Origin of the sequence: Mycolicibacterium celeriflavum, from assembly GCF_010731795.1 — a bacterium.
GTDB classification, from domain to species: domain Bacteria; phylum Actinomycetota; class Actinomycetes; order Mycobacteriales; family Mycobacteriaceae; genus Mycobacterium; species Mycobacterium celeriflavum.
Genome location: NZ_AP022591.1, coordinates 4688505 through 4701946 on the forward strand (window position 1 = coordinate 4688505; position 13442 = coordinate 4701946).

The 13442-nt window shown below is 68.8% G+C and carries 14 protein-coding genes; 7 read left to right on the plus strand and 7 right to left on the minus strand.

Annotated elements, in window-relative coordinates:
* Positions 1 to 176: 176 nt before the first annotated feature.
* Positions 177 to 836, minus strand: a complete 660-nt coding sequence (locus G6N18_RS22565) for an O-methyltransferase (protein ID WP_083001838.1) — start codon at positions 834 to 836, stop codon at positions 177 to 179.
* Positions 837 to 1011: 175 nt separating this feature from the next.
* Between G6N18_RS22565 and sigE the strand changes: the two genes are divergently transcribed.
* The 4 genes from sigE to tatB all read left to right on the plus strand — a co-directional run bounded on the left by sigE (position 1012) and on the right by tatB (position 4239).
* Positions 1012 to 1785: an RNA polymerase sigma factor SigE gene (sigE, locus tag G6N18_RS22570; protein WP_083001839.1), complete on the plus strand. Its 774-nt coding sequence runs from the start codon at positions 1012 to 1014 to the stop codon at positions 1783 to 1785.
* 75 nt (positions 1786 to 1860) lie between these two features.
* Positions 1861 to 2256, plus strand: coding sequence for an anti-sigma E factor RseA (gene rseA, locus G6N18_RS22575; RefSeq protein ID WP_067221780.1), 396 nt, complete (start codon positions 1861 to 1863; stop codon positions 2254 to 2256).
* A 69-nt stretch (positions 2257 to 2325) separates the two neighbouring features.
* Positions 2326 to 3816 (plus strand): serine protease HtrA, encoded by a 1491-nt coding sequence (gene htrA / locus G6N18_RS22580; protein ID WP_067221783.1) that lies wholly within the window; start codon positions 2326 to 2328, stop codon positions 3814 to 3816.
* Positions 3817 to 3819: 3 nt separating this feature from the next.
* Positions 3820 to 4239 carry a Sec-independent protein translocase protein TatB gene (gene tatB / locus G6N18_RS22585; RefSeq protein WP_067221785.1) on the plus strand — a complete coding sequence of 140 codons (420 nt, stop codon included), beginning with the start codon at positions 3820 to 3822 and terminating at the stop codon, positions 4237 to 4239.
* A gap of 20 nt (positions 4240 to 4259) precedes the next feature.
* Here the strand turns inward: tatB and G6N18_RS22590 are convergent, their stop codons facing one another.
* The 5 genes from G6N18_RS22590 to G6N18_RS22610 all read right to left on the minus strand — a co-directional run bounded on the left by G6N18_RS22590 (position 4260) and on the right by G6N18_RS22610 (position 9483).
* A complete protein-coding gene (locus G6N18_RS22590) occupies positions 4260 to 4913 on the minus strand; it encodes a VldE C-terminal domain-containing protein (RefSeq protein WP_234783667.1) in 654 nt (217 codons plus the stop codon).
* A gap of 55 nt (positions 4914 to 4968) precedes the next feature.
* A complete protein-coding gene (locus G6N18_RS22595; RefSeq protein WP_083001841.1) occupies positions 4969 to 6111 on the minus strand; it encodes an Mrp/NBP35 family ATP-binding protein in 1143 nt (380 codons plus the stop codon).
* Between the two features lie 34 nt (positions 6112 to 6145).
* The gene (locus G6N18_RS22600; protein ID WP_083001843.1) at positions 6146 to 7459 is read right to left on the minus strand and encodes a lytic transglycosylase domain-containing protein; all 1314 of its coding nucleotides are present in this window, start codon (positions 7457 to 7459) and stop codon (positions 6146 to 6148) included.
* Positions 7460 to 7642: 183 nt separating this feature from the next.
* Positions 7643 to 8194 (minus strand): DUF1003 domain-containing protein, encoded by a 552-nt coding sequence (locus G6N18_RS22605; RefSeq protein WP_067221793.1) that lies wholly within the window; start codon positions 8192 to 8194, stop codon positions 7643 to 7645.
* A complete protein-coding gene (locus G6N18_RS22610; RefSeq protein ID WP_083001844.1) occupies positions 8191 to 9483 on the minus strand; it encodes a magnesium transporter MgtE N-terminal domain-containing protein in 1293 nt (430 codons plus the stop codon). The genes G6N18_RS22605 and G6N18_RS22610 overlap by 4 nt, the downstream gene beginning before the upstream one ends.
* A 25-nt stretch (positions 9484 to 9508) precedes the next feature.
* On the opposite strand from G6N18_RS22610, the gene G6N18_RS22615 reads away from it, so the two are divergent.
* Positions 9509 to 10477 carry an HpcH/HpaI aldolase/citrate lyase family protein gene (locus G6N18_RS22615; protein ID WP_109749443.1) on the plus strand — a complete coding sequence of 323 codons (969 nt, stop codon included), beginning with the start codon at positions 9509 to 9511 and terminating at the stop codon, positions 10475 to 10477.
* Positions 10478 to 10493: 16 nt separating this feature from the next.
* On the opposite strand, the gene G6N18_RS22620 is transcribed toward G6N18_RS22615, so the two are convergent.
* Positions 10494 to 11216 (minus strand): DUF4190 domain-containing protein, encoded by a 723-nt coding sequence (locus G6N18_RS22620; RefSeq protein WP_083001847.1) that lies wholly within the window; start codon positions 11214 to 11216, stop codon positions 10494 to 10496.
* 105 nt (positions 11217 to 11321) lie between these two features.
* Here G6N18_RS22620 and G6N18_RS22625 point away from each other — a divergent pair, with 105 nt between their 5' ends.
* Positions 11322 to 11846, plus strand: a complete 525-nt coding sequence (locus G6N18_RS22625; RefSeq protein ID WP_067221803.1) for a YflT domain-containing protein — start codon at positions 11322 to 11324, stop codon at positions 11844 to 11846.
* Positions 11847 to 12095: 249 nt separating this feature from the next.
* Positions 12096 to 13439: an ABC transporter substrate-binding protein gene (locus G6N18_RS22630; protein ID WP_083001849.1), complete on the plus strand. Its 1344-nt coding sequence runs from the start codon at positions 12096 to 12098 to the stop codon at positions 13437 to 13439.
* Positions 13440 to 13442: the final 3 nt, after the last annotated feature.

Genomic DNA, 13442 nt, shown 5'->3' on the forward strand with positions numbered 1-13442 from the left:
CAGTAGACTAAACGCGCGTTCAGCCGTCGGTCAAGGATGGAACGCGTCACAGCTCAGCCGCGCGAGCGCTCACGCTGGTACGGCTTGGGGGCCGAAAAGCGTACGTGATTGAGCGCTCGCGGCCTTCCAGGCCTTCCACGCCTACATGTGGCCGATTGGGTAAGTGCGCCCGAAGTTCAGTCGCGGGCGGCCGCGAGCAGGCCGTCGCCCAGCGGCACCAGCACCGGGGTGAGTCGCTCGTCCTCGGCGATCAGCCGCGCAGCCTCCCGCACGGCCATGACTTCGGCGTCGTTGGCACTGGCGTCACCGGCCCGCCCGCCGAGTGCCGCGCGGTGCAGGACGATCGCCCCGCCCGGGCGCAGCAACCGGACGCCTTCGGCGACGAACTGCGGCTGATCCAACGGATCGGCGTCGACGAACACCAGGTCGTAGGACTCGTCGGCGAGGCGGGTCAGCACCTCCTGGGCGCGGCCGCTGATCAACCGGCTTCGTCCCGGCCCGATACCGGCTTCGGTGAACGCCTGCTTGGCGATGCGCTGGTGTTCGGGTTCGACGTCGATGGTGGTCAGCACGCCGTCTTCGCGCATGCCCGACAGCAGCCACAGGCCGCTGACCCCGGCGCCCGTGCCGACTTCGACGACAGCCTTGGCGCCGGTCAGCTTGGCGAACACGCACAGCAGCGCGCCGACCGCGGGGGAGACGGCGCCCGCCCCGATGTCGAGGGCGCGTTCCCGGGCGGCGGCGACGATGGCGTCCTCGGAGATGGACTGCTCGGCATGAGAGACGATGGCATCGGCACGGCTGTGCGGTCCGATGACGTCGTCGGTGCCGGCCATGCCCGCAGCGTAGCCAACCCGTATCGGCCAGCACCGCGACACGCCCGTCGCCGAATGCCGGATCGAGCAGATTTCGATGGATTCGCGCAGGTCGAAAATGGGTAGAGAAGCATTCTCAGGAAATGTTCAGTTTGCTCATATGCCAAGCACGGAACGGTCGGCGACGGTATGTCCCATGGAAAACGGTGGACGCTGGCTCTGCAGGGACGAACCGGGGACTACCGGGAATACCTGTGTGGGTCTGACCGTTGCCGCCAATAACGAGCCGCCGCGCCGTGATGGCGGCTGTGACCAGGAGGATCTGACGACCACCATCAAGATGGCCCCGACTTCCATGGCCCACCTCGAGCAGTTCGCGGACGGGGAATGGGTCGAGCCTTCCGACGAATTGACCGGTACCGCGGTGTTCGACGCCACCGGCGACAAGGCGACGATGCCGTCGTGGGACGAACTGGTGCGCCAGCACGCCGATCGGGTGTACCGGCTGGCCTACCGCCTGGCGGGCAACCAGCACGACGCCGAGGACCTGACCCAGGAGACGTTCATCCGGGTGTTCCGGTCGTTGCAGAACTATCAGCCCGGCACGTTCGAGGGCTGGCTGCACCGGATCACCACGAACCTGTTCCTCGACATGGTCCGCAGGCGCGGCCGCATCCGCATGGAGGCGCTGCCCGAGGATTACGACCGGGTCCCCGCCGACGATCCCAACCCCGAGCAGATCTATCACGACTCGCGGCTCGGCCCTGATCTGCAGGCCGCGCTGGACTCGCTGCCGCCGGAGTTCCGCGCCGCGGTCGTGCTGTGCGACATCGAGGGCCTGTCCTACGAGGAGATCGGCGCCACGCTCGGCGTCAAGCTGGGCACCGTGCGCAGCCGCATCCACCGCGGCAGGCAGGCGCTTCGCGACTATCTGGCCAATCACAGCGAAATCGCGGCCCAGACGGCCTGAGGTTCGCGGCGTTCCGGACCTGCGCCGCGCTACATTCGAGTGAGCACCGTGACACGACGCGAGAGGAGCTGGGCGATGGTCGAGCCGGGACACGTGTTCCGCCGTGCCTTCTCATGGTTGCCCACTCAGTTCGCCTCCCAGAGTGACGCGCCGGTCGGGCCGCGGCAGTTCGGCTCCACCGAGCACCTGTCGACCGAGGCCATCGCGGCCTTTGTGGACGGCGAACTGCGGCTGACCCCACATCTGCGCGCGGCCCACCACTTGTCGCTGTGCCCCCAGTGCGCAGCCGAGGTGGACGCCCAGCGCCAGGCCCGCGCGGCATTGCGGGATTCGCTACCGATCGACGTGCCGAGCTCCCTGCTGGGCCTGTTGTCCGAGATCCCGCACCACGCGCCGCCGGAGCCGCCCGTCGAGACGCAGCGGTCGCAGTTTGCTGACAGCGCAGAGCGCCCACGGCGTAAGCGCCGGTAGGGTAAATGCGAACACGAGCAGGGTTCTGCGCCGGCGATCGCGGGCGCCTTCACAGAGGGTGATACACGGGTGACCAATCTCGACCAGACCGGGCGTGAGCGCCTGGAGCCGCGTCCTGTCTCCCGTCCGCCCGTCGACCCGGCGGCGCAGCGCGCGTTCGGCAGACCCGACGGGGTTCGAGGTTCGTTCGTGGGCCTGGAGAAGTACCGCGACCAAGGCGAGTTCACCCCGACGGACCAGCCGCCCGACCCGGTGTTGGCCGAGGCGTTCGGTAGGCCGTATGCCAACGGTGAGTCATTGCAGCGTCATCCCGCCGACGCGGGGGCCCTCGACGCCGAACGCGAGGCGCAGGAGCCCGTCGAGGTCGCCGATCCATGGCGTGACCCGTCCGCTCCGGCTGCCCTCGGCGCTCCGGCGGTGCACGAGCCGCCGCGCGCTCCGACGACCGCGATGACCGGCAAGCTGGGCGTGCGCGATGTGTTGTTCGGCGGCCGGGTGTCCTACGTCGCGTTGGCGGTGCTCGCCATCGTCGCGCTGGTGATCGGCTTGGCCGGCGGCTGGGTCGGCCGCAAGACCGCCGAGGTGGTCGAGGCGTTCACCACGTCGAAGGTCACGCTCAACACCTCCGACAGCGGCCCGCCACCCGAAGGCCGGATCGCCAAAGTCGCTGCCGCTGTTGCCGATTCGGTCGTCACCGTGGAGGCGACCAGCGATCAGGAGGGTTCGCAGGGGTCCGGCGTCGTCATCGACGGCCGCGGTTACATCGTGACCAACAACCACGTGATCTCCGAGGCGGCGAACAACCCGAGCAAGTACAAGATGAAGGTCGTCTTCAACGACGGCAAGGAAGTGCCCGCCAACCTCGTCGGCCGCGACCCCAAGACCGACCTCGCCGTGCTGAAGGTCGACAACGTCGACAACCTGACCGTCGCGCAGATGGGCGACTCGGACAAGCTGCGCGTCGGCGACGAGGTGATCGCCGCCGGCGCCCCGCTGGGCCTGCGCAGCACCGTCACCGCAGGCATCATCAGCGCCATGCACCGCCCGGTGCCGCTGTCGGGCGACGGCTCGGACACCGACACCGTGATCGACGGCCTGCAGACCGACGCGCCGATCAACCACGGCAACTCCGGCGGTCCGCTGATCGACATGAACGGCAACGTGATCGGCATCAACACCGCGGGCAAGTCGCTGTCGGAGAGCGCCAGCGGTCTCGGGTTCGCGATCCCGGTCAATGAGGTCAAAGCCGTCGTCGAGTCGCTGATCCGCGACGGCAAGATCGCCCACCCGACGCTGGGCCTGACCGCCCGCTCGGTCAGCAACGACATCGCCTCGGGCGCACAGGTGGCCAACGTGAAGGCCGGCAGCCCCGCGGAGAAGGCGGGCATTCTCGAGAACGACGTCGTGGTCAAGGTCGGTGATCGCACCGTCGCCGACGCCGACGAGTTCGTCGTCGCGGTGCGTCAGCTCAAGATCGGCCAGGACGCGCCGATCGAGGTGATGCGCGACGGTCGGCGCGTGACGCTGACCGTCAACCCGGGTCCCGACAACACCGCCTAGCCGATGTTCGCCAACCTCGGCTGGGGCGAGATGCTGATCCTGGTGATCGCCGGTCTGGTGATCCTGGGGCCGGAGCGGCTGCCCGGTGCGATCCGTTGGACGTCAGGTGCGCTGCGGCAGGCCCGCGACTACATCAGCGGTGCCACCAGCCAGCTGCGCGACGACCTCGGACCGGAGTTCGAGGACCTGCGTGAGCCGCTGAGCGAGCTCAACAAGCTCCGAGGCATGAGCCCGCGCGCGGCGCTCACCAAGCATCTGCTCGACGGCGACGACTCCCTGTTCACCGGGAAGTTCGACCGTCCTGTGGATGACACGGACGACAAACCGGTCAGCCCACACGCGCCGACTCCACAGGTACCACCGGCCGCACCCGGCCAGCCGGAGACGTCCGCGCCGACACCGTTCGACAGCGACGCCACATAGCGCCGCCGCGGGCTCAGATTTCAGATGAAGTACTGCTCGTCCCCGGTGGGGTAGCCGCCGCCGTTGGTGGCGATGTGGATGTGGTCGAAGTGGTTGGCGGTCTCGTTGCCGTAGTCCGCCGTCCAACTCGGGGCGCCGACGCCCGGATAGAAGCCCTGGCGCCAGATCACATGGATGACGCCCCAGCGTTTCGCATTTGCCAACGCGTATCCGGCGATCTGGTTGCCGAGCGCGATGCCCTCTTCGCTGCCGTGGTTCGGGATCATCACGTCGATCGCCAAGCCGTTGGGATGCCACTGCAGCGGGTCCTGGCGATATCCGCCGATCGTGGTGACCTCGGGGAACAACACGCTGATGGCGCGGGCCACCCGGATCGTGTTGACCTGCAAACCGTCCTCGGGTGCGACGCCGGCGGGCAACGCGAACCGGGTCGCCGTGCTGGCGACCGGAGCGCTGGCTGCCATCAACTCGGCTTCGGTGAGACGGGGGACCGGCGGCGGCGGCGCGCCTGCAGGCGCGTCTTGCTGACTCTCCGCCGGCGCTGCGGCGGCATTCTGTTTCGGCGGTTCTGCGGTCTGGGCGTAGAACAACGCGGCCGAAAGCGCGATCGAGGTCGCCAGGGCCAGCAACTTGCCACGCCCGTTGGCTAACATCGCCCTACCCACGAACAGCACTTTAACGCCCGGCCCGACATGGTGTGACCTACTTCGATGCCGGATACCGGAACCGTTATCGGCCGGCAGGGTCCAGCCCCAGCGACATGCCCGCCAGACCGCGTCTGCGACTGGACAGGGCATCGGCGACGCTGCGCAACTCCTTGCCGGCAGTCGAGTCCGGCGCCGACAGCACCAGCGGGACACCGGAGTCGCCGGCGGCCACCAGGGCCGGGTCCAGCGGCACCTGGCCCAGCAACGGCACGTCGGCGCCGACCGCGCGCGACAGCCGCTCGGCGACCTGCCTGCCGCCGCCCTCGCCGAAGATCTGCATGGTCGTACCGTCGGGCAGCAGCAGCCCGGACATGTTCTCCACCACGCCGACGATGCGCTGACGGGTCTGCAGCGCGATCGCTCCGGCCCGCTCGGCCACTTCGGCGGCGGCCAGTTGTGGAGTCGTCACCACCAGGATCTCCGCGCCCGGGATCAACTGGGCCACCGAGATCGCGACGTCGCCCGTGCCCGGCGGCAGGTCGAGCAGCAGCACGTCCAGATCGCCCCAGTACACGTCGGCGAGGAACTGCTGCAGCGCGCGGTGCAGCATCGGCCCGCGCCACACCACCGGGGTGTTGCCCTGGGTGAACATCGCAATCGAGATGACACGCACGTCGTGGGCGACCGGCGGCACGATCATCGACTCGACCTGAACGGGCCGGTCCGTGGTGCCCATCATGCGCGGGACGGAATGCCCGTAGATATCGGCGTCCAGGACGCCGACCGACACCCCGCGGGCGGCCATCGCCGCCGCAAGGTTCACGGTCACGCTGGACTTGCCGACGCCGCCCTTGCCGGACGCCACCGCGTAGACCCGTGTCAACGAGCCGGGTTGCGCGAACGGGATGACCGGCTCGCGCGCATCGCCGCGCAGTTGCTTGCGCAGTTCGGTGCGTTGTTCGTCGTTCATCACGTCGAGGCTGACCCGGACGGCGCCGGTGCCGGGGACGTCGGCGACCGCGCGGGTGACCTGATCGGAGATCTCGGTCTTCTTCGGGCACGCGGCAGTCGTCAGATACACCTCGACATGGATCGCGCTGTCGGCCTCGACGGTGACGTTCTTGACCATGCCCAGTTCGGTGATCGGCCGCCGCAGCTCGGGGTCGATCACCTTGGCCAGCGCGCGACGAACCGCAGCTTCCAAGTCAGAGGGTGATTGAGACATCACCGTCGAGTCTAGGCCGACTCGACGGCGGTCTTTAACTGACCGGTCCGGGCGCCGGGCCTGGCTGGGGTCCAGGGGCCGGTGCCTGCGCGGGTGCCGGCGGGCCGACGGCCGGGGCGGGACCCGGCGGCGGAGGCGCCAACGGATTCGGCGGTGGCTGCGGCGCCTGTAGTGCCGGACCGGGCGGGGCCAACGGCTGGGCGACCGGTGGTCCGGCGAGCGCAGGCTGCAGTGGTGCCGGGTTGTCCTCGATGCAGAACACCGCACACTCGGGCCGCGGCGGCGGCTGCATCCACGGCGGCGTCCACGGCGGCGGTTGCGGCGGGGCCAGCGGCGTCGCCAGTCCCTGCGGCATGGGGCCGGGCGGCGGTCCGAGCCGCTGCTGGCCGGGCGCACCCATCTGGCTGGCGACCGAATCGCGTTCGAGCAGCGGCATCAGCGCCAACGGATCATTGGCGGGCAGGCCGAGCGCGTTGATCGGCAGGCCGGGGCCCAGACCTTCGTACTCGCGAAGGTCTGTGAGGTGGACGTCTTCACCGGTCTGACTCAAAGTCGGAACCGATCCGGTGATCGGTGGCAGGTCCATCGGCACCACACCCGTGGCGTAGGCGGCCGCCCAGCCCAGCACATTGCGGGCGTACGCCACCGAGTTGTTGTAGCGCAGGATCGCCGACATCACGTGGGACTGGTCGCGCAGGTTCAGGTTGCCGCTGCACAGGTAGCGCGCCGCGGCCAGGCTCGCGTCGAAGAGATTCTGCACTTCGGCCTTGCCGTCACCGTCGCCGTCGGAGGCGTAGCGCGACCAGGTGCCCGGCAGAAACTGCATGGGGCCCATGGCGCGGGCGTAGGTGATGCGATCGGCCGTGCGGTTCTGCACGATGACCTCGTTGCCGGGCAGCGTGCCGTCCAGCGCGGGTCCGAAGATCGGCCGGATCGCGGTGCCGCGGGCATCGGTGGCACCGCCGTTGGCGTGCATCGACTCGATGCGGCCGATCCCCGCCAGCAGGTTCCAGCTCACGCCGCAGCCTGGGTAGGCCGCGGCCATCATCCGTTCGGCGTTGCGGTACGCCGAAAGTGCCATCGCTGGAATACCAAGTGCGCCAGGAGAATTCACTACCGCCGCGGGCGGGGGTGCGGACCCCGTCGAGGTGGCGATGTGGAAGGCCGAGGGGGTCTTGGTGACCGCGACGACCGACGCGCCGGACCTGTTGCTCGGCGACGGTTCGACGGCGGCCAGCGGGGTCACCGCGGCATCGCTGAAGGGTGTGCGCGGCGACGGGGCGGAGGCGCCGACGCTGCCGGCCAGCACGACCGGGGCGATGATCGCGAGGACGAAGCCGGCACGCATGCGGTTGGCGGTAGCTAGCTTCTGCAGTCGGGGACCCGAAGCGGTCACCACGCCCGCCGCTCGGCGCCGCACGGCCCTGAGGGCGGCTCCTCCCCTTATGTGCACTCAACCGTCCTTGGTCTGCGATCGCTTGTGAACCAAGTCACCATACCTACTCGACCCCGCGCGCGTTGAGCAATGGTGTTAGCTGCCCGCACTCGACTTCTTGGCCCGTCGTTCACCCGCCTCGGCCCGGCCGGCACCGTCGTCGGCCGGATCGGCTGCCGGGGGCTGCAGCTGGGCCAGCATCTCGCGCATTTCCTCGAGTTCGCGCCGCAGGTAGTCGCGGGTCACGACCTCGCCGACCGCCAACCGCAACGCCGCCAGCTCGCGGGCCAGGTACTCGGTGTCGGACTTGGTCTGCAGCGCGCGCCGGCGGTCCTCCTCGAGCGAGACCCGGTCCCGGTTTTCCTGGCGGTTCTGCGCCAGCAGGATCAGCGGCGCCGCGTACGCCGCCTGGGTGGAGAACGCGAGGTTGAGCAGGATGAACGGGTACGGGTCCCAGCGCAGGCCGACGGCGAACAGGTTCAGGCTGATCCAGACGATCACGAGGATCGTCTGCCACGCCAGGTAGCGCCCGGTGCCCAGGAACCGGGCGATCGACTCGCTGAAGTTCCCGACCGCCTCGGGATCGACGTTGAAGGAGAACCGCCGCCGCGACTCCAGCGGCGTGTCGAGCCGGCCGCGGTCGGTCATGTGCCCCCCTCGGCGCCCGTGAGCTCCGGCTCTTCGGTGTCGCGCCAGTCATGGGGCAGCAGGTGGTCGAGCACGTCGTCGACCGACACGGCGCCCAACAGATGGTTCTGCTCATCGACGACCGCCCCGCAAACCAGGTTGTAGGCGGCGAAGTAGCGGGTCACCGCCGCCAGGGAGTCCTCCGGGCCGAGATTCGGCAGATCGGTGTCGATGATCCCGCTGACCAGATCGGCGGGCGGCTCACGCAGCAGCCGCTGCAGGTGCACGCAACCGAGATAGTGGCCGGTCGGCGTGGCCGTCGGCGGGCGCGACACGAACACCAGCGAGGCCAGCGCGGGGGTCAGGTCGGGGTCGCGGACGCGGGCCAGCGCCTCGGCGACGGTGGTGTCGGGGGCCAGCACCACCGGCTCGGACGTCATCAGCCCGCCGGCGGTGTCGGGGGAGTGCGACAGCAGCCGTCGCACGTCCTCGGAGTCCTCGGGATCCATCCGCCGCAGAAACTGCTCGGCATCCACCGGCGTCATCGACCCCAGCAGGTCGGCGGCGTCGTCGGGATCCATCGCCTCGAGCACGTCGGCGGCCCGGTCGGCGGGCAGCCGCTTGAGTACGTCGGTCTGATCGTCTTCGGGCAACTCCTGGAGCACGTCGGCCAGCCGTTCGTCGTCCAGGGCGTTGACCACCTCGTAGCGCCGCTTGTTCGGCAGTTCCCGGATGGCCTCGGCGACCTCGACCGCCCGCTGGCCCTCGAACTGCTCGAGCAGTTGCGCCACACCCTGACCGGGCATCGCCAGACCGGACGGCGTCAGGCCATGCACATGCTGCCAGTCGACGACGTGTACGTTGCTGCGCCGGCCGAGCCGTCGATGCGGGCGAACCGCCACCTTGGTGACCATCCAGTCGCGGGTGCGCGTCTGCTCGATGCCGAGGTCCACGACGATCACGTCGAGGTTCGCCAGCTGCGGCAGGTCGGGATCGTCGACGCGCACGCGTGTTTCGATGACCTGCCCCAGCACCAGCACCTCACCCGGGCGCTGCGCGAACCGGCGCAGCGACACACTGCCGGTGGCAAGCGTCACGGCGCCGGGCTCGATCGACGTCACCCGCAGAATCGGTACGAAAATCCTTCGCCGCGTGAGCATTTCGACGACCAAGCCGAGCACGCGGGGCTGCTGGCGCACGAGACTGATGCTGATCACGACATCGCGGACCCGGCCGATGGACTCCCCGTCGGGGCCCAACACCACCATTCCCGCGAGTCGGGCCGCATAGACCCTGTTCACCGCCGCCATGACTCAAAGGGTAGAGAGTGTTGTTGTGGAAAACCGGTATCGACCCCGCCGAACGGTGCTTTCCGTTCCCGGGAGCAGCGCGAAAATGGTCGAGAAGGCGAAATCCCTGGCCGCCGACGAGGTGTTTCTGGACCTCGAGGATGCCGTCGCGCCGGACGCCAAGGCCGAGGCCCGCACCCGGGTGGCGACCGCGCTGGCCGAGCCGGGCTGGGCCGGTCAACTGCGCGGTGTGCGGGTCAACGACTGGACAACGCCGTGGACGTACGCCGACATCATCGAGGTGGTGTCGACGGTTGCCTCGTCCCGGGACGCGGCGCTGGACATCGTGGTCCTGCCCAAAGTCACCGACGCCTCGCATATCCACGCACTGCACCTGTTGCTGAGCCAACTCGAGACCACCCATCGGCTGCCGGTCGGCGGCATCGGGATCGAGGCGCAGATCGAGAATGCGCAGGGGCTCACCAACATTGACGCGATTGCTGCCGCACCGCGGGTGCAGGCGCTGGTGCTAGGACCCGCCGACATGGCCGCCAGCCTGAACATGCGCACGCTGGAGGTCGGTGAGCAACCGGAGGGCTACGACGTCGGCGATGCGCACCACCACGTGCTGATGCGAATCCTGATCGCCGCTCGGACCCACGGTGTGCTCGCCATCGACGGCCCGTATCTGAAGATCCGCGACGTCGATGGCTTCCGCCGGGTTGCCGGTCGCTCCGCGGCGCTGGGCTACGACGGCAAATGGGTGCTGCACCCCGACCAGATCGCCGCGGGCAACGAGATTTTCAGCCCGCGGCAGGAGGACTTCGACCACGCCGAGCTGATCCTCGAGGCCTACGAGTGGCACACCTCGCGCGCGGGCGGGGCGAGGGGAGCCGTCATGTTGGGCGACGAGATGATCGACGAGGCGAGCCGGAAAATGGCGTTGGTCATCGCCGGAAAGGGCCGCGCTGCAGGCATGCAACGCCAGGGCGAGCCGTTTCGCCCACCGCAGTGACGTTACGCCTGCGTGCTCAAGTGCCCAGCATGGCGATGGCCAGCACGACGTTGAAGAGAAACGTCGCTGCGCCGACGGCGATGCCCGCGATGGCCAACCCGCGGCCGCCTTCGCCGGTTTCCTTGATCTGGTTCAGCGCGACGATGCCCAGCACGATGCCGATGATGGCGCCGATGCCGCACAGGATGCCGACCAGTGAGGCCACCAGCGAGCCGATGGCCATCCCGTTCGTCTTGTCCTGCGGCAGCTGGCCGTAGCCGCCGGTATAGCCGGTCGCGCCATACCCGGCGGGTGCGCCGTAGGGCGATCCGCCGTACGGCGATGCGCCGTAGGGCGGCGGCGGATAAGACTGCCCGAAGTTCGACGGGTCGGAGTACGACGGATAGCCGCCTGACGGCGGGGGATAGGCCCCCGGCGGGGGCGGGTAGCCACCTTGGGGTGGTGGCGGGTAACCGGACGGCGGGGGATAGCTCGGCGGGTAGCCGGCCGAGGGATCGTAACCGGACGGAGCCTCGTACGGTGCGCCGTAAGCCGGTGGGCTGTAGCCGGGCTGCCCCGGCGGCTCGAAAGGTGCCGAGGACTGCCCGCCCTCAGTCTGCCCGCCCTGGTCCTGCGCCGCCGACTGGTCCGTGGACTGCTCGATAGGTGGCGCTTCGGAGCCGCTGGAAGTCGGTTCGGACGCACCGCTGCTGGCGCCGGATGATGCCGTTTTTCCTGCGTCGTCGCCGGGATTTGTCATGCTGTCAACCTAGCGCACCCGCCGGGCACGATCGCGGCTCTCGCGGCGTTGATTCTGGTGGAACACACAGTGCGATCGGGCGCGAAAAGAGGAGATGGAGCAGCGATGACCAGTCCGTTTCAGCCTGGACAGACCCCCGGCGCCACGCCGGGCGCGGCGAGCGCCGGGCGTGGCCCCGCCAGCCTGCCGACCCCGCCGAAGGGCTGGCCGATCGGCTCATACCCGACCTACGCCGAGGCCCAGCGCGCCGTGGACTACCTGTCCGACCAGGAGTTCCCGGTGCAGCAGGTGACGATCGTCGGCGTGGACCTCATGCAGGTCGAGCGGGTCACCGGCAGGCTGTCGTGGCCGAAGGTGCTCGGCGGTGGTGTGCTGACCGGCGCCTGGCTGGGCCTGTTCATCGGCCTGGTCCTCGGATTCTTCAGCCCCAGCCCGTGGGGTGCGTTGGCCACCGGGCTGATCGCCGGTGTGTTCTTCGGCCTCATCACATCGGCCATCCCGTACGCGATGGCACGCGGCACAAGAGATTTCAGCTCGACTCTGCAACTGGTCGCCGGACGCTACGACGTACTCTGTGATCCGCAGAACGCCGAGCGTGGCCGGGATCTGCTGGCGCGCTTGACCATCTGACGGCTCCTCCTGCCCCGAGGATGCATGTGGCACCCCAACGCAATTGCGTAACGGTGCCCGACGCGCGGCCCTGAAGTGTTGCAAACCACGTGGTTGTGGCAATACGGTTTGCGCGCGGGACATTCCCGACGGAGTCGCTCCGGCGGCGACATCGGAGGCGGACGGAGGCGGGTGGTGCGCTTCCCCAGCGTGCGTGGGGGCCCACGGCGGCTAGGCGCTGCGGCGGTCGCTGCCCTGACGACGGCGTCAATGCTGACGGCTTGCGGTTCCGACAGCCGCGGCATCGTGATCAACTACTACACGCCGGCCAACGAGGCGCAGACCTTCACGGCAGTCGCCCAGCGGTGCAACGAAGAACTCGGTGGCCGGTTCACCATCCAACAGATCAGCTTGCCCAAGAGCGCCGACGACCAGCGACTCCAGCTCGCGCGGCGGCTCACCGGAAACGACAAGACCCTCGACGTGATGGCGCTCGACGTCGTGTGGACAGCCGAGTTCGCCGAGGCCGGTTGGGCATTGCCACTCTCCGACGACCCAGCAGGTCTCGCCGAGGCCGACGCCACGGCAAACACGCTGCCCGGTCCGGTGGAGACTGCCACCTGGCAAGGCAAACTCTACGCCGCGCCGATCACCACCAACACCCAATTGCTCTGGTACCGCGCCGATCTCATGTCGCAGCCACCGGCAACCTGGGATGCCATGGTGGCGGAGGCGACGCGGCTGCACGCGGCCGGCGAGCCGAGCTGGATTGCGGTACAAGGAAAGCAGTACGAGGGTCTGGTCGTCTGGTTCAACACCTTGCTGGAAAGCGCCGGCGGTCAGGTCCTTTCCGACGACGGTGAAACCGTCACCCTGACCGACACCCCCGAGCACCGAGCGGCCACCGTCAAGGCGCTGCAGATCATCAAAGACGTTGCCACAGCGCCCGGTGCGGACCCGTCGGTGACACAGACAGACGAAACCACCGCGCGCCTGGCACTCGAACAAGGCAAAGCGGCGCTCGAGGTGAACTGGCCGTATGTACTGCCGTCGCTGCTCGAGAACGCGGTCAAGGGCGGGGTGCCGTTCCTGCCGCTCAACGAAGACCCCGCACTCGCCGACAGCATCGACGACGTCGGCACGTTCTCCCCGACCGACGAGCAGTTCGAGGCCGCGTTCCAGGCGAGCAAGAAGGTATTCGGGTTCGCCCCCTATCCGGGCGTGCAACCGGGTCAGCAGGCCAAGGTCACCATCGGTGGTCTGAACCTCGCCGTCGCGAAGACGACGCAGCACAAAGCCGAAGCGTTCGAGGCCATTCGGTGCCTGCGCAATGTCGAGAACCAGCGGTTCACGTCGGTGGAAGGCGGTCTGCCGGCCGTGCGGACGTCGCTGTACAGCGATCCCGCATTCCAGATGAAATATCCGCAGTACGAGATCATCCGCGAACAACTCACCAACGCGGCGGTCCGGCCCGCCACGCCCGTCTACCAAGCGGTGTCGACGCGTATCTCGGCCACGCTGGCGCCGATCACCGACATCGACCCCGAGCACACCGCCGACGAACTCACCGAGCAGGTGCAGAAGGCCATCGACGGTAAGGGACTGATCCCATGACCG

Coding starts and splice junctions, on each gene's coding strand:
- G6N18_RS22625 (WP_067221803.1), top strand. CDS start 11,322: ATGACCAGTCCGTTTCAGCCTGGACAGACCCCCGGCGCCACGCCGGGC.
- G6N18_RS22605 (WP_067221793.1), bottom strand. CDS start 8,194: ATGACCGACCGCGGCCGGCTCGACACGCCGCTGGAGTCGCGGCGGCGG.
- G6N18_RS22630 (WP_083001849.1), top strand. CDS start 12,096: ATGCTGACGGCTTGCGGTTCCGACAGCCGCGGCATCGTGATCAACTAC.
- G6N18_RS22620 (WP_083001847.1), bottom strand. CDS start 11,216: ATGACAAATCCCGGCGACGACGCAGGAAAAACGGCATCATCCGGCGCC.
- G6N18_RS22610 (WP_083001844.1), bottom strand. CDS start 9,483: ATGGCGGCGGTGAACAGGGTCTATGCGGCCCGACTCGCGGGAATGGTG.
- rseA (WP_067221780.1), top strand. CDS start 1,861: ATGGTCGAGCCGGGACACGTGTTCCGCCGTGCCTTCTCATGGTTGCCC.
- G6N18_RS22565 (WP_083001838.1), bottom strand. CDS start 836: ATGGCCGGCACCGACGACGTCATCGGACCGCACAGCCGTGCCGATGCC.
- tatB (WP_067221785.1), top strand. CDS start 3,820: ATGTTCGCCAACCTCGGCTGGGGCGAGATGCTGATCCTGGTGATCGCC.
- G6N18_RS22600 (WP_083001843.1), bottom strand. CDS start 7,459: ATGCGTGCCGGCTTCGTCCTCGCGATCATCGCCCCGGTCGTGCTGGCC.
- G6N18_RS22595 (WP_083001841.1), bottom strand. CDS start 6,111: ATGTCTCAATCACCCTCTGACTTGGAAGCTGCGGTTCGTCGCGCGCTG.
- sigE (WP_083001839.1), top strand. CDS start 1,012: ATGGAAAACGGTGGACGCTGGCTCTGCAGGGACGAACCGGGGACTACC.